The sequence below is a fragment of the Sanguibacter sp. Z41_6 genome (assembly GCF_059621145.1).
On record NZ_JCAQIF010000002.1, the window covers coordinates 223176 to 242649 of the forward strand.

Annotated in this window: 17 protein-coding genes; 9 read left to right on the forward strand and 8 right to left on the reverse strand. The window is 72.1% G+C overall.

The window, feature by feature from the left end:
* The first annotated feature begins 15 nt into the window (after window positions 1–15).
* Genes AC54T1_RS06020 through AC54T1_RS06030 form a run of 3 tightly spaced genes read left to right on the forward strand, consistent with a single transcriptional unit; the run spans window position 16 to window position 4879 of the window.
* On the forward strand, window positions 16–2262 hold the full coding sequence (locus AC54T1_RS06020) for an MMPL family transporter (protein ID WP_496911377.1): 2247 nt from the start codon (window positions 16–18) through the stop codon (window positions 2260–2262).
* The gene (locus AC54T1_RS06025; protein ID WP_496911378.1) at window positions 2259–3332 is read left to right on the forward strand and encodes a Gfo/Idh/MocA family protein; all 1074 of its coding nucleotides are present in this window, start codon (window positions 2259–2261) and stop codon (window positions 3330–3332) included. Before AC54T1_RS06020 ends, AC54T1_RS06025 begins: the two co-directional genes overlap by 4 nt.
* Before the next feature lie 53 nt (window positions 3333–3385).
* Window positions 3386–4879, forward strand: a complete 1494-nt coding sequence (locus tag AC54T1_RS06030; RefSeq protein ID WP_496911379.1) for a hypothetical protein — start codon at window positions 3386–3388, stop codon at window positions 4877–4879.
* A 36-nt stretch (window positions 4880–4915) separates the two neighbouring features.
* Here the strand turns inward: AC54T1_RS06030 and AC54T1_RS06035 are convergent, their stop codons facing one another.
* From AC54T1_RS06035 to AC54T1_RS06050, 4 genes are all read right to left on the reverse strand, one after another.
* Complete coding sequence (locus AC54T1_RS06035) at window positions 4916–5833, reverse strand: TIGR01777 family oxidoreductase (RefSeq protein ID WP_496911380.1); 918 nt, start codon at window positions 5831–5833, stop codon at window positions 4916–4918.
* A gap of 111 nt (window positions 5834–5944) precedes the next feature.
* Window positions 5945–7795, reverse strand: a complete 1851-nt coding sequence (sucB, locus tag AC54T1_RS06040) for a 2-oxoglutarate dehydrogenase, E2 component, dihydrolipoamide succinyltransferase (protein ID WP_484344696.1) — start codon at window positions 7793–7795, stop codon at window positions 5945–5947.
* A 29-nt stretch (window positions 7796–7824) separates the two neighbouring features.
* Window positions 7825–9210: a dihydrolipoyl dehydrogenase gene (gene lpdA / locus AC54T1_RS06045; protein WP_496911381.1), complete on the reverse strand. Its 1386-nt coding sequence runs from the start codon at window positions 9208–9210 to the stop codon at window positions 7825–7827.
* A 150-nt stretch (window positions 9211–9360) separates the two neighbouring features.
* Complete coding sequence (locus tag AC54T1_RS06050) at window positions 9361–10869, reverse strand: leucyl aminopeptidase (protein WP_484344694.1); 1509 nt, start codon at window positions 10867–10869, stop codon at window positions 9361–9363.
* 79 nt (window positions 10870–10948) lie between these two features.
* Here AC54T1_RS06050 and AC54T1_RS06055 point away from each other — a divergent pair, with 79 nt between their 5' ends.
* The 4 genes from AC54T1_RS06055 to AC54T1_RS06070 all read left to right on the forward strand — a co-directional run bounded on the left by AC54T1_RS06055 (window position 10949) and on the right by AC54T1_RS06070 (window position 13060).
* Entirely contained in the window at window positions 10949–11305 is a 357-nt protein-coding gene (locus tag AC54T1_RS06055) for a hypothetical protein (protein ID WP_484344693.1), read from the forward strand.
* The gene (locus AC54T1_RS06060; protein ID WP_496911382.1) at window positions 11302–11736 is read left to right on the forward strand and encodes a hypothetical protein; all 435 of its coding nucleotides are present in this window, start codon (window positions 11302–11304) and stop codon (window positions 11734–11736) included. Before AC54T1_RS06055 ends, AC54T1_RS06060 begins: the two co-directional genes overlap by 4 nt.
* A gap of 80 nt (window positions 11737–11816) precedes the next feature.
* Window positions 11817–12848: a quinone-dependent dihydroorotate dehydrogenase gene (locus AC54T1_RS06065; RefSeq protein ID WP_496911383.1), complete on the forward strand. Its 1032-nt coding sequence runs from the start codon at window positions 11817–11819 to the stop codon at window positions 12846–12848.
* A complete protein-coding gene (locus AC54T1_RS06070) occupies window positions 12845–13060 on the forward strand; it encodes a hypothetical protein (protein ID WP_484344690.1) in 216 nt (71 codons plus the stop codon). The genes AC54T1_RS06065 and AC54T1_RS06070 overlap by 4 nt, the downstream gene beginning before the upstream one ends.
* A 22-nt stretch (window positions 13061–13082) precedes the next feature.
* Here the strand turns inward: AC54T1_RS06070 and AC54T1_RS06075 are convergent, their stop codons facing one another.
* Together AC54T1_RS06075 and AC54T1_RS06080 are read right to left on the reverse strand one after the other, a co-directional pair.
* Entirely contained in the window at window positions 13083–14093 is a 1011-nt protein-coding gene (locus tag AC54T1_RS06075; protein WP_484344689.1) for an aldo/keto reductase family protein, read from the reverse strand.
* 49 nt (window positions 14094–14142) lie between these two features.
* Window positions 14143–14754 carry a DUF3043 domain-containing protein gene (locus tag AC54T1_RS06080; protein WP_484344688.1) on the reverse strand — a complete coding sequence of 204 codons (612 nt, stop codon included), beginning with the start codon at window positions 14752–14754 and terminating at the stop codon, window positions 14143–14145.
* Between the two features lie 55 nt (window positions 14755–14809).
* On the opposite strand from AC54T1_RS06080, the gene AC54T1_RS06085 reads away from it, so the two are divergent.
* The gene (locus AC54T1_RS06085; RefSeq protein WP_496911384.1) at window positions 14810–16156 is read left to right on the forward strand and encodes a dipeptidase; all 1347 of its coding nucleotides are present in this window, start codon (window positions 14810–14812) and stop codon (window positions 16154–16156) included.
* A 40-nt stretch (window positions 16157–16196) separates the two neighbouring features.
* On the opposite strand, the gene AC54T1_RS06090 is transcribed toward AC54T1_RS06085, so the two are convergent.
* The gene (locus tag AC54T1_RS06090; protein ID WP_484344686.1) at window positions 16197–16727 is read right to left on the reverse strand and encodes an acyl-CoA thioesterase; all 531 of its coding nucleotides are present in this window, start codon (window positions 16725–16727) and stop codon (window positions 16197–16199) included.
* Window positions 16728–16840: 113 nt separating this feature from the next.
* Window positions 16841–18052 (reverse strand): quinolinate synthase NadA, encoded by a 1212-nt coding sequence (nadA, locus tag AC54T1_RS06095; RefSeq protein WP_496911385.1) that lies wholly within the window; start codon window positions 18050–18052, stop codon window positions 16841–16843.
* A gap of 53 nt (window positions 18053–18105) precedes the next feature.
* Between nadA and AC54T1_RS06100 the strand changes: the two genes are divergently transcribed.
* Window positions 18106–19332 carry a glycerate kinase gene (locus AC54T1_RS06100; RefSeq protein ID WP_496911386.1) on the forward strand — a complete coding sequence of 409 codons (1227 nt, stop codon included), beginning with the start codon at window positions 18106–18108 and terminating at the stop codon, window positions 19330–19332.
* Window positions 19333–19474: the final 142 nt, after the last annotated feature.

A 19474-nucleotide genomic window follows, 5' to 3' on the forward strand; every position in this document is an offset into this window, starting at 1 on the left:
CCAATAGTACTCAGCATGCTGAGTAAACGATCCGGTGGCGTGGTCCGCGGCCTCATCATCCTCGTCGCCCTGGCCGTCTGGCTGGGGATCGGCGCCGTCGGCGGCCAGGCGCAGGGCAAGCTCAGCTCCGTGCAGACGAACGACGCAGCCGCGTCGTTGCCCTCGAGCGCCGAGTCGACCAGGGCCGGCGAGCTCGCAGCCGAGTTCGTCGACCAGGAGTCGCTGCCCGGGCTCGTCGTCGTCACCAGCCAGGACGACGAGCCGCTGACGCCCGAACAGCTCGCCGTCCTCGAGCAGTTCGCCCAGTCGCTCGGGGCCGCGCCGATCCCCGGGGCAGGGGAGGGCGACCCGGCGACGGTCGGTGACGTGCTCGCTGCACCACCCGTGGTCATCCCCTCCGAGGACGGTCTCGCCGCGCTCGTCACGGTGAGCATCGACGCGAGCCAGACCCAGAGCCCGCTCGCGGACGGCGAGGCGGTGATCCCCGTCGTCGTCGAGGAGATCCGCGGACTGCTGGCAGAACAGCTCGAGGGGACAGGGCTCAACGCCTGGGTCACCGGGCCCGCCGGGTTCGTCGCGGACCTCGTCACCGCCTTCGGTGGCATCGACACCGTGCTGCTGCTCGTCGCGCTCATCGCCGTGCTCGTCATCCTCGCGGTCGTCTACCGCTCGCCGATCCTGCCGATCATCGTCATCCTCACCGCGGTGTTCGCGCTGTGCCTCGCGGGACTCGTCGTCTACCACCTGGCGGACGCCGACCTGCTCGTGCTCAACGGGCAGGCGCAGGGCATCCTCTCGATCCTCGTCGTCGGTGCGTCCGTGGACTACGCGCTGCTCATCGTCGCCAGGTACCGCGAGGAGCTCCACAGGTACGAGAGCCCCGCCACGGCACTCGCAAAGTCGCTGCGAGCGTCCTTCGAGCCGATCCTCGCGAGCGCTGGCACCGTGATCGCCGGGCTGCTGTGCCTCCTGCTGTCCGACCTCGCGTCGAACCGCAGCCTCGGACCCGTCGCCGCCGTCGGGATCGTCGCCGCGGTCCTCGCCGCGATGACGTTCCTGCCCGCCCTGCTCCTCGTCGGCGGCAAGCGGTCACGTGCGGTCTTCTGGCCCCGCCGCCCCCGGTTCGAGGGTGCCACCGCCGAGAGCGTCGTCGACGAGGGGAGCCGCGGCGGCCTGTGGGCACGGATCGCGACGTTCGTCGCCAAGCACGACCGCCCCGTGTGGATCACCACCGCTCTCGTCCTCGCCGCGTGCGCCGCCTTCGTCCCGACCCTCGACGCCCGGGGCACGGGCGAGTCGGACGTCTTCCTCACCCAGGTCGACGCCGTCGACGGCGAGGAGGTGCTCCTGGAGCACTTCTCGGGCGTGAGCACGCAGCCCGTCATCGTCATCGCTCCTGAGACCCAGGCGGACGAGGTGCTCGACGCCGCCGCGGCGGTCGACGGTGTCGAAGGTGCAGCGCTCGTCACCGAGGGCAGCACGGGTGCGCCGGGCGCCCCCGCGCAGGGGCCGCCCACGGTCGTCGACGGCCGGGTACGCATCGACGTCACGACGACGGCCCCGTCCGACACGCAGGAAGCGGTCGAGACCGTGGGCGCCCTGCGCGACGCCGTGCACGACGTCTCCGACGACGTGGTCGTCGGTGGGGCTGCGGCGGAACGACTGGACACCCAGGACGCGGGGACCCGCGACCTCACGGTGATCGTCCCCGTCGTGCTCGTCGTCATCCTCCTCATCCTCATGCTGCTGCTGCGGTCCGTCGTGTCCGCGCTCATCCTCATGGCGGCGAACGTCCTGTCCTTCGGTGCGGCGCTCGGTGTGTCCGCCATCGTGTTCAACCACGTCTTCGACTTCCCGGGCGCGGACCCGACGGTCCCGCTGTACGCCTTCTGCTTCCTCGTGGCGCTCGGTGTCGACTACACGATCTTCCTCATGACCCGGGTCCGGGAGGAGACCAAGCAGCACGGCACGCGGGACGGCGTCACGCGCGGACTGCGCCTGACCGGCTCGGTCATCACGTCTGCCGGCATCGTGCTCGCCGCGACCTTCGCCGCTCTCGGCATCATCCCGCTGCTCTTCCTGGCCCAGCTGGCGTTCATCGTCTCGTTCGGTGTGCTGCTCGACACCCTCGTCGTGCGCAGCCTCCTCGTGCCTGCCCTCGTCCACGACATCGGCCCGAAGGTCTGGTGGCCCTCGGCACTCGCCCGCCGCGAGGACGACGACGCTGACGACCGGAGGAACGCCACTACCGTGGACGCATGAGCGACCACGTGGACGAGCCCGGCCGCAACCGGACGGCAGACGAGCGCGGCCTGAGAGTCGGTCTCGTGGGCTACGGGGGAGCCGGGCGTGGCATCCACGCCCGGCTCATCCGTGACGCGGGCTACGCGGTGACGGCAGTCGTCGTCCGCTCCCCGGAGCGGGTTCGGCACGCGCGCGAGGACTGGCCGGACGTGGCGGTCCACGAGACCCTCGACGCTCTGCTCGCCGACCGCGACAGGTACGACCTCGTCGTCCTCGCGAGCCCGAGCGCCCTGCACGAGGCTCACGCCGCTCAGGTCGTGTCGGCGGGTGTGCCGTTGCTCCTCGACAAGCCGATCGCGCTCACAGCAGACGGCGCCGAACGGCTCGTCACGCTCGCGGACGAGACCGGTACGCCCTTCACCGTGTTCCAGAACCGGCGGTGGGACCCGGAGCAGCTGACCCTGCGCGAGGTGCTGACCTCCGGGGCGATCGGCGACGTGCACACGTTCGAACGGCGGTGGGAACGGTGGCGCCCCGTCCCCCAGGACAGGTGGAAGGAGAACGACCCGGTCGGTGGCGGGCTCCTGCTCGACCTCGGGACGCACCTCGTGGACTCGGCGGTGCAGCTCTTCGGTCCGGCGACCAGCGTGTACGCCGAGCTCCGTGGCCTGACGACACCCACCGAGGACGACGTCTTCCTCTCCCTGGTGCATGCGCCCGTGGGGGAGCGGCCCGCAGTGCGCAGCCGCCTGTGGGCCGGGTCCGTCGTCGGGGCACCGGGGCCGCGCACCCGGGTGCTCGGGACCGGCGGGGCATACGTCGTCACGAGCTTCGAGAGCGACGCCTCGCCGTTCGAGGAGATGGACGCGGCAGCCGCCGCGGGCTCCGAGGGCTGGATCGCCCGAGGGCGGGAACGGGTGCGCGTTCCTCGGGCGCCCGGGGGGCACGGTGACATCTACCCGGCGGTCGCGCGGTGGCTCCGCGGGGACGGCCCTGCTCCCGTCGACCCGGCGGAGACGGTCGCGACAGCGCGCGTGCTGGACGCTGCGCGGACGAGCGCCAGGACGGGTCGACGCATCCCTGTCTGAGTGAGGCCTGTGGACAACAGCATCTCGCGCACCGGATCCGGTGGGATGGGGGCATGCACCCCGACTCCCGTGCGGCACCGGCGCTCGCCCCCGCCATGCTCGACGCGCTCCGCGCCGCCGGGTACCGTCCCGAGCCGGACGGCGCGTCCGACCCGCCCGCGCTCGCATGGCGGTACGCGGTGCTCGGACCGCAGGACGCCCGGCTCGATCTCACGGTCCTTCCGGCTCCCGACCCGGACACGCGCGGGCAGTCGATGCGACGCCTCGAGACGTGGCACGAGGTCGACGACCCCGCGTTGGAGCGTCTCGTCGACGTCGTCGACCTGGGGCAGACGGCGCTGGGCCTCGTCACGCCCCGCAGCACCGGTCCGACGCTCGCGCGGCTCTGCGCCGACGAGGGCGCCCTGTCCGCGGGCCGTGCCAGCACGCTCCTCGTCGTCCTCGGTCGGGCGCTGGCGCTGCTCCATCACGCCGGAGACTCCTACGGGGTGCTTGTCGCCGACCGGATCCTCGTCACGAACGGTCGGCCTGTCCTCACGCTGCCGCTCCCCGACCGGGGTGGCGTGCTCCCACGTTCGGCCAGCGAGGACGCCTACCACCTGGCAGCGCTCGTCGACCCCCTCCTCGTCGCGGCCCATGACGTGGGGAGCTCGCCCGAGGACAGGCGCGTGGTGCGCGCGTTCGGCCGGCTGCTCGTGTCTGCCCTGGGCGACGCCGAGGACAGGCCGGGCGTCGGCACCCTGGCGAGCCGCAGCCACGACCTCGTGCCCTGCCAGCCGTTGCTCGCCGCGTCCCCGCCGGTCGACCCGGACCACGGAGCACCGGACCGGACGATCGCTACTCTCCGCCGATCGTCGGCGCAGGTCAGCACACGGCCGCGGCTGCGGCGTCCCGTCGGTGCTCTCAGCACTCTCGGCGTGGTGGTGCTGGTGGTCGCGGGACTGCTCGTCGTCCCCACGTTGCGGCTCGGCAGCGGTGCGACGCCGGCGCCGACCGGCGGAACCGCCAGCACCGCGTGGGCGGGCACGGGCGCCGACCGTGGGCACGCCCGACAGGGCGCGAGTGCGGCTGGGAGTGCGGGCGCGCCGGAGGACGACCACGCGCAGGACACGGACGAGCAGGTGGACCCCGCGCGCGCGGCCGCGGACCTCACGGTGGCGCGCTTCGACCTCGTCACCGATCTCGCCGGCGCGGGCGCGGCGGGTGACGACGTGGCCTGGTCGGACGTCGTCGTCATCGGTTCCGCTGCCCACACGCAGGCGGACGCCCTCGTCAGCTCGCTCATCACCGACGGCATGACGATCAGCGGACTGAGCGTGACCGTGAAGAGCGCGGAGGTCGTCGAGCACGACGCGGGCGCCGCGTCGGTGGCGGTCGGCTACACGGTGAGCGAGCACGCGGTCCGCACGGCGCTCGGCGCCCGCGTCGTCGGTGCCAGCGAGCACCACGCCGTGCTCGGACTCGTCCAGGTGCCGGTCACCGGTGCGACGCAGCCTGCGTGGCGCGTCGCGTCTGTCACCGAGGCGGTCTCCGGTGCAGGCGCGTGAGCCGAGCAGCCGCGGTGGAGCGCGCACGCACCGCCATCACCCAGCCGACCGCACCCAGCGGGCCGCGCTGTCGATGTCCGGGTGATCGAACCGGAAGCGGGCGTCCTGAAGAGCGCGAGGCAGGACACGCTGAGACCCGAGGATCTCCGAGGAGAACTCGCCGAGCGCGAGCCGCAGCGCCCACGCCGGCACGGGGAGCGCGGTCGGCCGGTGGTAGGCCCGGCCCAGAGCCGCGACGATCTCCCGGTTCCGCACGGGCTGGGGTGCCGTGAGGTTCACGGGACCGGCGATCGGCGCGTCGATGAGGAACCGCAACGCCCGCACCTCGTCCTCGAGCGTGATCCAGCTCCAGAACTGCTGTCCTGATCCCAGCCGCCCACCGAGCCCCAGCCGGACGAGGGGCAGGAGGCGCCCGAGCGCGCCGCCGTGCGGTGCGAGGACGATCCCGGTGCGGGCCAGCACCACGCGGACGCCCGCAGCACTCGCGGGAGCCGTGGCCGCCTCCCAGTCACGCACGACGTCTGCGAGGAAGCCGTCCCCCGGAGCTGTCTCCTCGGTGAGCACCTCGTCACCCCGGTCCCCGTACGCGCCGATGGCGGATGCCTGGACGAGGACGGTCGAGCGGCTCCGGCTGTCTGCCAGCCGACGCGCGAGCAGGTCCGTGGTCGCCGTGCGCGACTCGAGGATCGCGGCCTTCTGGCTCGCCGACCACCGACGGTCTCCGACCCCGACGCCCGCGAGGTTGACGACGGCCGACGCGCCATCGAGCGCCGTCGGGGGAAGCGTCCCCCGTGCAGGGTCCCACTGGATCTCCGTGGCGCTGCGGGCCGGGCCGCGCACGAGGGTCCGCACCGTGCTCCCCTCACGGCGCAGGGCAGCCACGAGCGCGGTACCGATGAGGCCGTGCGAGCCCGCGACGACGACTGTGGGGTGGACGCTCGCCTCATGGACCATCTCGCCAGCGTAGGACCCGGCAGCCGGACCGGCTCGGCGGAGCTGCGCGAGCACGAGAGGCCCCCGACCGTGCGGTCGGGGGCCTCTCGTGGTGTCAGGTGGTGCCGCGCGTCAGAGTCCGACCTCGGACTCGAACGCACCGTCCTCGATGCGCTTCTTGATCGCCATGAGGTACCGGGAGGCGTCCGCACCGTCGACGAGACGGTGGTCGTAGGACAGGCTCAGGTAGCACATGGAACGGATCGCGATGACCTCCGCGCCGTCCGCATCGGTGATGACGACCGGGCGCTTGACGATCGTGCCGGTACCGAGGATCGCCGACGTCCCGCCGGGGACGATCGGCGTGTCGATGAGGGCGCCGCCGGAGCCGGTGTTCGTGATGGTGAACGTGGCTCCACCGAGCTCGTCCGGCGTGACCTTGTTGGAACGGGTCCGCGTCGCGAGGTCAGCGATCTTGCGGGCGATCCCGCCGAGGTTGAGGTCCCCGGCATCCCGGATGACCGGGACGAGGAGCCCGCGCTCGGTGTCGACCGCGATGCCGATGTTCTCCTGGGCGTGGTAGGTGATCGTGTCACCCTCGAGCACCCCGTTGACCTTCGGGTGAGCCTTGAGGGCCTCGACCGCGGCCAGCGTGAAGAACGGCAGGAAGGTGAGGTTCGCGCCCTCGCGGGCCTTGAAGGTCTCCTTCGCCTTGGCGCGCAGGCGCGCGACCCGGGTGACGTCGACCTCGACGACCGTCGTGAGCTGGGCCTGCGTGTGCAGGGCCTCGACCATGCGCTCCGCGATGATCCGACGCAGTCGGCTCGCCTTCTCCGTCGTCCCGCGCAGCGGGGAGACGTCGGGAACCGCGGCCGACGTGGCGGACGGAGCCGGAGCTGCGGTCGCCTGGGACGACGCAGCGGCCTTCTCGGCCTCTGCCTGCTTGGCGCGCTCCGCGGCGGCGGCCGCCTCGAGGACGTCCTCCTTGCGGATGCGACCGCCGACACCGGTGCCGGTGAGGGACGTCACGTCGACGCCCTTCTCGGCAGCCAGCTTGCGGACGAGCGGCGTGAGGTACACGCCGCCTGCGGGCGACGACGCCGGCTGGCTCTGCTCGGCGGGGGCCGCGGGTGCCTGCTCGGCGGGGGCTGCGGGCTCCTGCTGAACGGGCGCCGGTGCAGCCTCCTGCGCGGGCTCGGGAGCTGACTCCTCGGCTGCCACGGGCAGCGCCTCGCCGGCGGTGGTCTGCGCGGGCTCGGCGGTCGAGGCCGTGCTCGCGGGAGCCTCGTCGGCCGCAGCCGGTGCAGCGCCGGAGCCGACGATGGCCAGGACGGTGCCGACCTCGACGGTCTCGTCCTCCTGGACGAGGATCTGCTGGACCGTGCCTGCCACGGGTGACGGCACCTCGGTGTCGACCTTGTCGGTGGACACCTCGAGAAGGGGCTCGTCGACCTCGACGGTCTCGCCGACCTGCTTGAGCCAGCGCGTGACGGTCCCCTCGGTGACGGACTCGCCCAGGGCCGGGAGCTTGATCTCCTCGCCGGCGGCGCTTCCGGCGTCGGCCGGGGCGGGCGCGTCAGCGGGGGCGTCCTGCGCGGCAGGCGCGGACTCCTGCGCCGGGGTGGGCGACTCGTACCCACCACCCGCAGCGGGAGCCTGGCTCTCGGTCGACTCCGCCTGAGCGGGCTCCGGGCGGGACTCCTCGGTCTGCTCCGGCTCAGGCGACGCGGACTCGTCGCTGTCCGAGCCGGACCCGATCACCGCGAGGGGAGCGCCGACCTCGACGGTCTCGTCCTCCTCGACGAGGATCTTCTCGAGCACGCCAGCGAACGGCGAGGGGATCTCGGTGTCGACCTTGTCGGTCGAGACCTCGAGCAAGGGCTCGTCGAGCTCGACGGTGTCGCCGACCTGCTTGAGCCAGCGGGTAACGGTGCCTTCGGTGACTGATTCACCCAGGGCGGGCATCTGCACGTTGTCTGGCATGACCTCTCCGGTCTCCTTCGATCGCTTGGTCAGTTGTGGGCGTGCAGGGGCTTGCCGGCCAGGGCCAGGAAGGCCTCTCCGAGTGCCTCGTTCTGAGTGGGGTGTGCGTGGACGAGCGCTGCGACGTCCTCGGGGTAGGCCTCCCAGTTGACGATGAGCTGCCCCTCCCCGATGAGCTCGCCGACGCGAGCGCCGATCATGTGGACTCCGACGACGGGCCCGTCCTTCTGGCGGACGAGCTTGATGAAGCCCTGGGTGGCGAGGATCTTGCTCTTGCCGTTCCCGGCGAGGTTGTACTCGAGGACCTCGACGGAGTCGGCGCCGTACTGCTCCTTGGCCTTGACCTCGGTGAGGCCCACGGACGCGATCTCTGGGTCCGAGTAGGTGACGCGCGGGATGCCGGACTCGACGATCGGCGCGGGGTTGAGACCGAGGATCTGCTCGGCGACGAAGATGCCCTGGGCGAAGCCGCGGTGCGCGAGCTGCAGGCCGGGGACGATGTCTCCGACAGCCCAGATGTTGCCGACGCCCGTGTGGAGCTTCTCGTCGGTGATGACGAACCCGCGGTCGAGCGTGATGCCCTGCTGCTCGTAGCCGAGGTCGGCGGTGCGCGGTCCACGACCGACGGCGACGAGCAGGAACTCTGCGTCGAATGTCTTGCCGGACTCCAGGGTGACGTGGACGCCCGAGTCGTCCTGGGTGACGCCGGCGAAGCGGTCGCCGAGGTTGAAGGCGATGCCACGCTTGCGGAACGCACGCTCGAGGCTCTTGCTCAGCGACTCGTCCTCGGCGGGCACGAGGTGCGGGAGGCCCTCGATGATGGTGACGTCGGCGCCGAAGGAGCGCCAGACGCTCGCGAACTCCGAACCGATGACGCCGCCACCGAGGATGATGACGGACTTCGGCACGGTGTCGAGCTTGAGCGCCTGGTCGGACGTCATGACACGGCCGCCGATCTCGAGGCCGGGCAGCGAGCGCGAGTAGGAGCCGGTGGCGAGGACGACGTGCTTGCCGGTGTACCGGGTCCCGTCGACCTCGACCGCGTCCTGTCCGACGAGCTTTCCGTAGCCCTCGACGACGGTGATGGCACGGGACTTGATGAGTCCCTGGAGGCCCTTGTAGAGGCCCGAGACGACGCCGTCCTTGTACTTGTTGACGCCCTCCATGTCGATGCCCTTGAGCTCGGTGTTCACCCCGAAGTGGCTGCCGTCGCGGGCGTTGTCGGCCAGCTCTGCCGCGTGCAGGAGAGCCTTCGTGGGGACGCAGCCGTAGTGGAGGCAGGTCCCACCGAGCTTGTCCGCCTCGATGAGGGCGACCTTCTGGCCCAGCTGGGCGGCCCGGAGGGCGGCCGCGTAGCCTCCGCTCCCTCCGCCCAGGACGACGATGTCAAACTCGGTGCCGGGGGTCTCGGCCACGTGCAGCTCCTTAGGCGCAAAAGGGTTCGGTACGGTCTCCATCTTGTCATCAAGGTAGCCCTGCCCCAAGCGCGGTGCCGGTCTTTCGGGCGTCGCGGGCTGTGACGCTCAAGACACCCCGCACCTGGGGCGGTGAGAGCCGGAGGACGATCAGCCCGCCGTTCGGGTGGCGGAGCTGCCGGGGGACCAGGACTCGAGGTAGGAGAGCAGGGTGCGGACAGCCACTCCGGTCCCTCCCTTGGGCGTGTACCCGTGGGGTGCGCTCTCGTTGAAGGCTGGGCCCGCGATGTCGAGGTGCGCCCACGGGGTGTCTCCGACGAACTCCTTGAGGAACAGACCGGCGACGAGCATGCCCCCGAACCGTTCCCCGATGTTCGCGAGGTCCGCGACGGGGGAGTCGAGGCTCGCGCGGAGCTCGGCCGGCAGCGGCATCGGCCAGAACTGTTCGCCGGCCGCGCCAGCCGCAGCGACGACGTCGGCGCGGACGTCGTCCGTGCCCATGACCGCAGAGACCCGGTTGCCGAGGGCGACCATCTGCGCGCCGGTGAGCGTGGCGACGTCGAGGATGACGTCGGCACCGTCCTCCCGCGCGGCCACGAGCCCGTCGGCGAGCACGAGGCGGCCCTCGGCGTCGGTGTTGAGCACCTCGACGGTGGTGCCACCACGGACGGTCAGGACGTCAGAGGGACGCTGGGCGGTGCCTGACGGCATGTTCTCGGCGAGGCAGAGCCACCCTGTGACGGCGACGGGCAGCTCGAGCCGGGCGGCGGCGAGCACCGTGTGGAGCACAGCCGCGGCACCGGCCATGTCGGACTTCATGGCCTCCATGCCCTTCGCAGGCTTGAGCGACAGGCCGCCCGAGTCGAAGGTGATGCCCTTGCCGACGAGCGCGACGCGACCTGTGGCGCGAGCGGGGGAGTAGACGAGCTTGACGAGCCGGGGGCCGCGGACCGATCCCATGCCGACACCGAGCAGCCCGCCGTAGCCGCCGGCGGCGAGTGCCTTCTCGTCGAGGACCGTGACCTTGACCCCGGTGCCGCGGGCCGCGCTGCGTGCGGCCTCCGCGAAGGCACCCGGGTAGAGATCGTTGGGCGCCGTGTTGACGAGGTCGCGCGTGCCATGGACGGCACGGGCGACGATCTCGGCGCGCGCGCCGGCGTCCGTGACGGCGGCGGTCCCCGCGAGCGGCGTGACGATCGTGAGGTCGCTCACCGGCGTGCCTGCCGTGGCTGCCTCACCCGTGCGGTACGTCCGGTAGGCGTAGGCGCCGAGGAGCGCTCCCTCCGCAACCGCTGCCACGTCGGCGACCTCGGCGCCGGGCAGCGCGACGGCGACGCTGCCTCCGCCGGCGAGCGACCGCACGGCCGCCCCCGCAGCGCGGCGCAGGGTCTCCGGCGTCGCCGGGGAGGTGCCGAGACCGGCGAGCACGAGAACGCGTGCCGCCAGGCCGTCGCCCGCCGGGAGCCGCGTGATCGACTCGGCGTCCGAGCGCACCCCGAGCACCCGGAGCTGGTCCGGTGCGAGGGCTGCGAGCACACGTGCCGGGAGCGGCTGCGCGGAGACGACGGAGAGCGCGTCGCGCGTCCCGGTCACCCCGACGACGAGGGCCTCGGTCGCGATCGTGCTGATGTCTGTGCTGGTGAAGGAGATGTCTGCCACCGCTCGATGGTAACCCTCGGACGTGCCCGCAGGACCGGGCGGCATACGGCCCCGGCAGCGCGAGCGGTAACCTCGTCCTGTGTTCGCACCCCTGACCATCCTCATCGCGGCCGTGGCCCTCGCCCAGGCCGGCTGGGCGACGTGGTTCGTCATCCAGGACCGCGCTGTCGTCCTCAAGCAGCTCTGGGGTGCGGCGGTCGTGGAAGGTCTGCTCGTCGTCCAGGTGATCGTCGCCGCAGGGATCCTGCTCACGGGGTCGTACGACGTCCGGGCGGGCGAGCTGTGGGGCTACCTCCTCACGGTCCTGCTCATCCTTCCGTTCGCTGCTGCCTGGGCGTTCGCGGAGCGCACCCGGTGGAGCTCGGTCGTCATGGTGGTCGCCGCACTCACCGTCGTCTTCCTCGAGTTCCGCCTCACCCAGGTCTGGGCAGCATGAGCGCGCCCCGGTCCGCCCCGCAGCCCCACGGGCCCGCGTCCACGGCCAGCGGCTTCGGGCGCCTGCTCGTCCTCGTCTACGGGATCCTCGCGCTCGCGGCGACCGTCCGCGGCGCCTACCAGCTGATCTCCGACGGGTCCCAGGCGCCGGTGCCGTACTCCCTGTCGCTCGCGGCCGGCATCGTCTACATCGTCGCCACCGTGGCCCTGGCCAAGGGCACAGGGCGCTGGCGCACCGTGGCGTGGGTCGCGTGCGGGACGGAGCTCGTCGGGGTGCTCACCGTGGGTGTGCTCACGCTCGTCGACCAGGCGGACTTCCCCGACAGCACCGTGTGGTCGGCATTCGGCCAGGGGTACGGATACGTCCCGCTGGTCCTGCCGGTGATCGGCCTCGTCTGGCTCCTGCGCACCCGGGAGGGCGCCACCCGGTGACCGACGTGCGGCGCGCGCGCCCGCCCCGTCCTGCCCCACCCGCTCTGCACGACGACCCGACCGAAGGACATCCAGCGGCCATGATCTACCCTCTCCTCTTCAACGCCGTCTTCAGACGGATGGACCCTGAGCGCGCCCACACGGTCGCTTTCCGCCTCATCGCCGGGGTCGGGCGGGTGCCCGTCCTCGCGGGCGTCGTCCAGGGTGCGCTCGCGCCGTACCTGCAGCGGGGCCCCGGGGTCCGCGTGTTCGGGCGCCGCGTCCCGGCGCCCTTCGGGCTGGCCGGTGGGTTCGACAAGAACGCGGAGGCCGTCCGGGGCCTGACGATGCTCGGCTTCGGGTTCGTCGAGATCGGCACCGTCACCGCGCAGCCGCAGCCGGGCAACGAGAAGCCGCGGATGTGGCGGGAGATCGAGCTCGGGGGCGTCCGCAACAGGATGGGCTTCAACAACGGGGGAGCGGCGGAAGCCGCGCAGCGGCTCCGTGACCTGCGCTCGACGAGGTCCGGCCGCGCGATCTTCGTCGGGGCGAACATCGGCAAGACGAAGGTCACCCCGGCCGCGGAGGCCCCCGGTGACTACGCGACGAGTGCGAGCCTGCTCGCCCCGCTCGCCGACTACCTCGTGGTCAACGTCTCCTCCCCGAACACTCCCGGGCTCCGGGACCTGCAGTCCGTCGACGCGCTCCGGCCCATCCTCGTCGCGGTCCGGGCAGCGGCGGACCGGGCGTGCGAGTCCGCGGGTCGCCCCCGCATCCCGCTCCTCGTGAAGATCGCCCCCGACCTTGCGGACACCGACGTCGACGCCGTCGCCGACCTCGTCCTCGAGCTCGGCCTCGACGGAGTCGTGGCCGTGAACACGACGATCAACCACGACCTCGGGCCGGGTGGGCTCTCGGGCTCGCCGCTCCTCGAGCGCGGGCTCACGGTCGTGGCCCGACTGCGGGAGAGGCTCGGTCCGGGCACGGTCATCATCGGTGCCGGTGGCATCCGCACCGCTGCAGACGCTCGCGCCTACCTCGACGCGGGCGCTGACCTCACGCAGGGGTACACGGGCTTCGTCTACGAGGGTCCGCTGTGGGCGCGCCGGGTCAACACGGGGCTGCTGCGATGATCCCCCCGCGGTGGGTGTGGCAGATGGTCGCCGCTGACGGTTCCGTGCTCGAGGAGCCGATCAGCCCGGTGTTCACCACCCAGTACGACGCCGAGCAATGGCTCGGAGAGCAGTGGCGTGGGCTGGCGGAGCAGGGTGTTGCGGAGTCTCGCCTGCTGCACGACGGGAGGCAGGCGGCCACGGCCGTGCGCCTGTCGACGCACGTGCCGTGACCGCTGCTCGCTGACCCGTGGGCTACGGGCGCTGCTTCGGGGCTCCCTCTGCGGTCTTGCCGGCGTCGCGCTCGACGACGTCGCCGAGGATCTCGTCGATCCGTGTCATCAGCTCCGCGGGGATCTCGACCCCGGACGCCTTGACGTTCTCGGCGACCTGCTCGGGCCGCGATGCGCCGATGAGCGCGGCGGCGACGTTCTGGTTCTGCAGCACCCAGGCGACCGCGAGCTGCGCAAGAGTGAGGCCCAGCTCGTCCGCGACCGGCCGCAGGTTCTGCACGCGCTCGAGCACGTCGTCGCGCAGGAAGCGCTGGATGAAGCTCGCGCCACCCTTCTCGTCCGTCGCACGCGACCCGGCAGGAAGCTCGGCGCCCGGCCGGTACTTCCCGGACAGGACACCTTGGGCCACGGGCGACCACACGATCTGGGAGATGCCGAGCTCCTGCGACGCGGGCACGACCTCGTCCTCGATGACGCGCCACAGCATCGAGTACTGGGGCTGGGAGGAGATGAGCTGGAAGCCCAGGTCCGTGGCGAGCGCGTGGCCCGCGCGGAGCTGGTCCGCGGTCCACTCGCTCACGCCGATGTAGAGCGCCTTGCCCTGTCGGACGATGTCGGCGAACGCCTGCATCGTCTCTTCGAGCGGGGTCTCCGTGTCGTAGCGGTGCGCCTGGTAGAGGTCGACGTAGTCGGTGCCGAGGCGCCGCAGGGACCCGTTGATGGACTCGAGGACGTGCTTGCGGGAGAGGCCGGAGTCGTTCGCGCCGCCCGGACCCGTGGGCCAGTAGACCTTCGTGAAGATCTCGAGGCTCTCGCGCCGCTGACCGGCGAGAGCGTCGCCGAGCACCTGCTCAGCAGCCGTGTTCGCGTAGGCGTCGGCGGTGTCGAAGCTCGTGATGCCCGCGTCGAGCGCGGCGTGGACGCATGCGGTGGCGGTGTCGTTCTCGACCTGCGAGCCGTGCGTCAGCCAGTTGCCGTAGGTGATCTCCGTGATCTTGAGACCGGAGTTGCCGAGGTATCGATAGTTGACCATCTCACGACCCTAACCACGCCGTGCGGGTCGTGCTCGCGGGCGCGAGCTGTCAGGACGGGTACTCACCGTGCTTCACCATGGGCTTGGGCAGGCGGGCACGACGGATCTGGAACGCGCGCATGACCGCGTACATCGCCGTCCCGCGGACGAGGTGTTCCTCGCCGAACTTCGCGATGAGCCGCTTCTTGAGCATCCGCCACATGATGAACGCATCGGCGATCGCGAGGAGCACCACGAGGTAGAGCGCGACGATCGCGCCGAGGGCGATGTAGGCGTTCTGCTGCGCGGCGAACGTCACGACGAGGAACAGCGCCGCGAGGAAGAGGAAGATCTCGCCGATGTTCCAGCGGGCGTCGACATAGTCGCGGATGTACCGGCGCACGGCGCCCCGGTCCCGGTAGGGCAGGTTCTTGTCGTCGCCCGTCTTCATCGCCTTGTACTCACGCTCGCGGACCTCGCGCTGCTTGGCGCGCGCCGCCTTCGCGGCCGCCCGACGGTCGTCCGGGACGAGCGGACGCTTGTTGGCGGCCTGGGCCTCGCGCCGGGTGGGGGTGGGGCGACCCTTGCCGACCGACTGCTCGATCTCGGCGGCCGTCGCCGTGGCGTCGTCGGGGGTGGCCGAGGTGTCTGGGGCGTCTGAGGGCTTCTTGCGTGAGAACACCCACCGATCGTAGTCGACGCCACGAGCGCCCAGGTGCCCGCGATACGGTGCTGTGATGAGCGACTTCTCCCACCTCCGTGCCCGCGTGAGCGAGCTCTTCCCCGTCCTGCGTGCTGACCTCGAGGCCCTCGTCCGCATCCCGAGCGTCTCCGCCCCGGCCTTCGACCAGGCGCACGTCGCCGCGAGCGCCGATGCCGTCGCAGAGCTCCTGCGCGCTGCGGGCCTCCCCGACGTGCAGGTGCTCAGCGCCGGTGGGAGCAGGCCCGCGGTCGTCGGGCGCCGGCCGGCGCCCGACGGGGCGCCGACGGTCATGCTGTACGCCCACCATGACGTGCAGCCCCCGGGCGAGCGCGAGCACTGGACGAGCGAGCCGTTCGAGCCGCAGGAGCGCGCGGGCCGTCTGTACGGGCGTGGCGCCGCTGACGACAAGGCGGGGATCATTGCGCACCTGGGTGCGTTGCGGGCCCTGGGAGACGATCTCGAGGTCGGGGTGACCGTCTTCGTCGAGGGCGAGGAGGAGATCGGCTCGCCCGCGTTCGGGGCGTTCCTCGCCGAGTACGAGTCGCTCCTGCAGGCCGACGTCATCGTCGTCGCCGACTCCATGAACTGGAAGGTCGGGGTGCCGGCGCTGACGACGTCCCTGCGCGGGCTCGTCGACTGTGAGGTCGAGGTCACCGTGCTCGACCACGCGGTCCACTCGGGCATGTACGGCGGCCCGGTGCTCGACGCCGTCACGCTCCTCTCCCGGCTGATCGCCACCCTGCACGACGACGACGGCTCGGTCGCGGTGGCGGGCCTGGCCAGTGGGCCGGACCCCACGGTCGACTACGACGAGGCCGAGCTCCGCGCCGACAGCGGTCTCGTCGAGGGCGCGACGCTGGCCGGGACCGGTCCGCTCTCGGCTCGGATGTGGACCCGCCCTGCCCTCGCCGTCATCGGTCTGGACGCGCCGGCGGTGGCCACGGCGTCGAACACGCTCGCACCGCGCGCGACGGCCAAGCTCTCGCTGCGCATCGCGGGCGGCCAGGACCCTGAGGAGGCCTTCGCGGCGCTGCAGGCCCACATCACCTCCCACGCACCGTTCGGCGCGCAGGTGGTCGTCCGCCCGGGCGAGCTCGGTCGGTCGTTCCAGGCGCCCGCCGACTCCGCGGCGATGCAGACGGCACGCGCGTGCTTCGAGCAGGCATGGGGGACTGCGCCGGTGGACATCGGCATCGGGGGTTCCATCCCGTTCATCGCCGACCTGCTCGACGTCTACCCGGACGCCGCGATCCTCGTGACGGGGGTCGAGGACGCCGACTCTCGCGCGCACGGCGCCGACGAGTCCGTCCATCTCGGGGAGCTCGAGAAGGTCGTGCTCGCCGAGGCGCTGCTGCTCTCCAGGCTCGGGCGTCGGTCCTGACGCGGACGCCCGGGCCCGTTCGGGCCCGGGCGTCGCGACGTCAGGAGCGGTGGGCGATGTCCAGTGCGCGTGCCCAGGCGAGCACGTCGTCGGGCAGCGTGGGCGTCTGCGGCGGTCCGCCGAGCAGCTCGACGACGTCGGGCGCGGGGACCCGGGTCCCGCCCTTGCCGAGGAATCGGGCGGCGACGATCGCCCGCGCGGCGAGCTCTCCGCGGACGGTCACCACCTGCTCGAGGTAGGCCAGCCGTGGGTCCCACCCCAGGACGCGCGTCGTGATGACGACGGGCTGCCAGAGCGTGAGCGAACGCTTGTACAGGATCGTCGATGCGGCAACCACCGGGTACCAGCCGCGAGCGTTGAGGGTCGGCATCGCGCCGCAGTCGGCGATGAGGTTGCTCCGCGCGGCGTCCATCATGTTGAGGTACACCGCGTTGTTCACGTGGAGGTAGATGTCGAGGTCGCCGGGCCGCACGCGGGTCCGGGTGATCGACGGGTCGAGCAGCGTCTGGCCCGGGACGGGGCGGCGTGGACGGAACGTGGCGAGGGCGAGCGCGATCTGGCGGGTCACCATCGCACGGTACTACGAGTAGCAGGTATCCAGGCGTAGGCGGACTCGGACCCGGGGGCCAGGCCCCGGTCGGTCCGGGAGGTCGGGGGACCGGCGTCCGGCGAGGCCGGCTCCGCTCAGAGTCCGGGCAGCGCGAGCATCTGGTCGAGCGCCACCCGCGCCCAGTGCGCGTCGTCAGGGTCGACGACGATCTGGTTGACGAGCCGCCCGGCCACGAGAGACTCCATGACCCACACGAGGTGCGGGAGGTCGATGCGGTTCATCGTCGAGCAGAAGCAGACGGTCGAGTCCAGGTAGTGCACCTGCTTGTCCGGGTGCGCACGCGCGACGCGGCGCACGAGGTTGAGCTCGGTGCCGATCGCCCATGCCGACCCTGGTGCCGCGGCGTCGAGCGTCGAGATGATGAACTCGGTCGATCCAACGAGGTCGGCAGCCTGCACCACCTCGTTCTTGCACTCCGGGTGGACGAGCACGTTGACGCCCGGAACCGCAGCACGGATGTCCGCGACGTTGCGCTCCGAGAACCGCCCGTGCACGGAGCAGTGGCCGCGCCACAGGATCATCCGTGCGTCACGGAGCTGCTCGTACGTGAGCCCGCCGTCCGGCTTGCGGGGGTCGAACACGACACAGTCCTCAGGGCGCAGACCGAGCTTGAGCAGCGCGGTGTTGCGTCCCAGGTGCTGGTCGGGGAGGAACAGCACCTTGCCCGTGCCGTCGACACCGCCGACCTGGTCGAACGCCCACCGCAGCGCGACCTCGGCGTTCGACGAGGTGCACACCGTTCCCGAGTGCCTGCCGGTGAACGCCTTGATGGACGCGGAGGAGTTCATGTACGTCACCGGAACGGTGGCGTCGACGATGCCCGCGTCCGCGAGGACGTCCCAGCACTCCTCGACCTGGTTGATCGCGGCCATGTCCGCCATGGAGCATCCCGCGGCGAGGTCCGGCAAGATCACCCGCTGGTCGTCCGAGGTGAGGATGTCCGCGCTCTCAGCCATGAAGTGCACGCCGCAGAAGATGATGAACTCGGCCTCCGGGCGGGCAGCCGCCTCGCGGGCGAGCTTGAACGAGTCCCCGGTGACGTCCGCGAAGTCGATGACCTCGTCGCGCTGGTAGTGGTGACCCAGGACGAACGCACGGTCTCCCAGTGCCGCGCGGGCAGCCCGTGCGCGGGCGACGAGGCCGGGGTCGCTCGCGGCCGGCAGCTCCCCCGTGCACTCGACACCCCGCTCGGACGCGAGGTCGCGACCCTGGCCGAGGAGGAGGAGCGCGGGCGATGCCTGGGGCTCTGCGAAGGTCGAGTTCACGAGGGTGCTCACGCGCGCCATCATCTCATGGTGCTCCGTGCCCGGAGAGGGCTCTCGTGCGCGAGGATGGCACCATGCACGTCCTCGTCGTCGCCGACTCCTTCCCGCCCGCTCCGACGGGGGACGTCGCGCGTGCGGTCGCGTCCGGGTGGCTGCGTGGTGCTCCGCACGACGTCGTGGCGGGACTCGGGCTGCCCGACGGCGGACGCGGAGTCGTCCCGCTCCTCGCCGAGGCTCTCGGCGTCGGCCTGGACGCCGACGGGCTCCTTGTCGTCCGCGGGACCGGCGGTGACCGCACGGCGTACGTCGAGCGCCGCGACGGTGCCACGTCGCAGTCTCTGGGCGCGCAGGTCGCTCACGCGCTCGACTGCGGTGCGACCCGGGTCGTCGTCGGGCTCGATGCCAGGTCCGCGCCCGGGCAGGTGCCGGACGGCGGGGCAGGTCTGCTCCTGACGCTCGCCGCCCAGCAGGGCTCCCAGGCCGCGGCCTCGATGCTCGCAGGCCTCGAGGAGTCGACGGCGCAGCACGCGCAGGGCCCCGGGCCGACCCGTCCCGGTGCCGCACGAGCGGTCATCGATGTCCTCGGAGCAGACCCGGCCACCTGGCACGAGGTGCTCGTCGCCGCGCACCGACGGCTGGCCGGGGCGGACCTCGTCGGCGCTGTCGCGACCGACATCGCACTGCTCGGTCTGCACGGCACGAGCGCGGGCGCGGCCCGGGCGGGCGTGCTCGACGACGAGACCGCGCAGGAGCTCGAACGTGCGCTCGGTCACTATGCGCACGCCCTGCGGGAGGGTGTGCCAGGCCCGCGCCAGCTCCTGCCGCTCGCAACCGCCCGCAGCGCGTCGGCGGCATCCCGGTCGTCGGCCAGCACGGCCGGCGCCGGAGCCGGCGGCGGAGCGGGGTTCGCGCTCGTCGCGCTCGGGGGCCGGCTGCTCCCGGGACCAGGTGTCGCGGCGTCGGCCGTCGACCTCGACCGACGCGTCGCGTCGGTCGACCTCGTTGTCGCCGTCCGCGGGGAGCTCGATGGCGCGACCTTCGAGCTCACAGCCGTGCGCGAGGCCGCACGAGCAGCTGGCGAGGTGGGGATCCCGTGCCTCGTCGTCGCAGGTTCCTCGCTCATGAGCACGCGGGAGTACTCCGCGCACGGCATCTCCTCGCTCCACACCGTCGTTGGCCGGGGAGCGGTTCCACTCGTCGAGGAGCCCGGTCCCGGCGAGCTCCTCGACGACCTCGGCAGGTGTGCTGAACGCCTGGCCCGGACCTGGTCCCCGAGCAGGCTCGCCGGCACGACCCGCTGAGGGCTTACGCTGGTGGGAACAAAGTGTGAGGACGCGTGGTTGAACCTCACGCTGGCACCACCCGACGAGAGATGCGCCTGGCGGGGCCGCAACCGGGTTCCCGGGCACCGCCGCACACCCGTCTATTTTCTTCATTGTGGGG

Bases quoted from the DNA above. Each gene is read 5' to 3' on its own strand.
- AC54T1_RS06020 (WP_496911377.1), top strand. From the start codon at position 16: ATGCTGAGTAAACGATCCGGTGGCGTGGTCCGCGGCCTCATCATCCTC.
- AC54T1_RS06025 (WP_496911378.1), top strand. From the start codon at position 2,259: ATGAGCGACCACGTGGACGAGCCCGGCCGCAACCGGACGGCAGACGAG.
- AC54T1_RS06030 (WP_496911379.1), top strand. From the start codon at position 3,386: ATGCACCCCGACTCCCGTGCGGCACCGGCGCTCGCCCCCGCCATGCTC.
- AC54T1_RS06035 (WP_496911380.1), bottom strand. From the start codon at position 5,833: ATGGTCCATGAGGCGAGCGTCCACCCCACAGTCGTCGTCGCGGGCTCG.
- sucB (WP_484344696.1), bottom strand. From the start codon at position 7,795: ATGCCAGACAACGTGCAGATGCCCGCCCTGGGTGAATCAGTCACCGAA.
- AC54T1_RS06060 (WP_496911382.1), top strand. From the start codon at position 11,302: ATGAGCGCGCCCCGGTCCGCCCCGCAGCCCCACGGGCCCGCGTCCACG.
- AC54T1_RS06065 (WP_496911383.1), top strand. From the start codon at position 11,817: ATGATCTACCCTCTCCTCTTCAACGCCGTCTTCAGACGGATGGACCCT.
- AC54T1_RS06070 (WP_484344690.1), top strand. From the start codon at position 12,845: ATGATCCCCCCGCGGTGGGTGTGGCAGATGGTCGCCGCTGACGGTTCC.
- AC54T1_RS06075 (WP_484344689.1), bottom strand. From the start codon at position 14,093: ATGGTCAACTATCGATACCTCGGCAACTCCGGTCTCAAGATCACGGAG.
- AC54T1_RS06085 (WP_496911384.1), top strand. From the start codon at position 14,810: ATGAGCGACTTCTCCCACCTCCGTGCCCGCGTGAGCGAGCTCTTCCCC.
- AC54T1_RS06090 (WP_484344686.1), bottom strand. From the start codon at position 16,727: ATGGTGACCCGCCAGATCGCGCTCGCCCTCGCCACGTTCCGTCCACGC.
- nadA (WP_496911385.1), bottom strand. From the start codon at position 18,052: ATGGCGCGCGTGAGCACCCTCGTGAACTCGACCTTCGCAGAGCCCCAG.
- AC54T1_RS06100 (WP_496911386.1), top strand. From the start codon at position 18,106: ATGCACGTCCTCGTCGTCGCCGACTCCTTCCCGCCCGCTCCGACGGGG.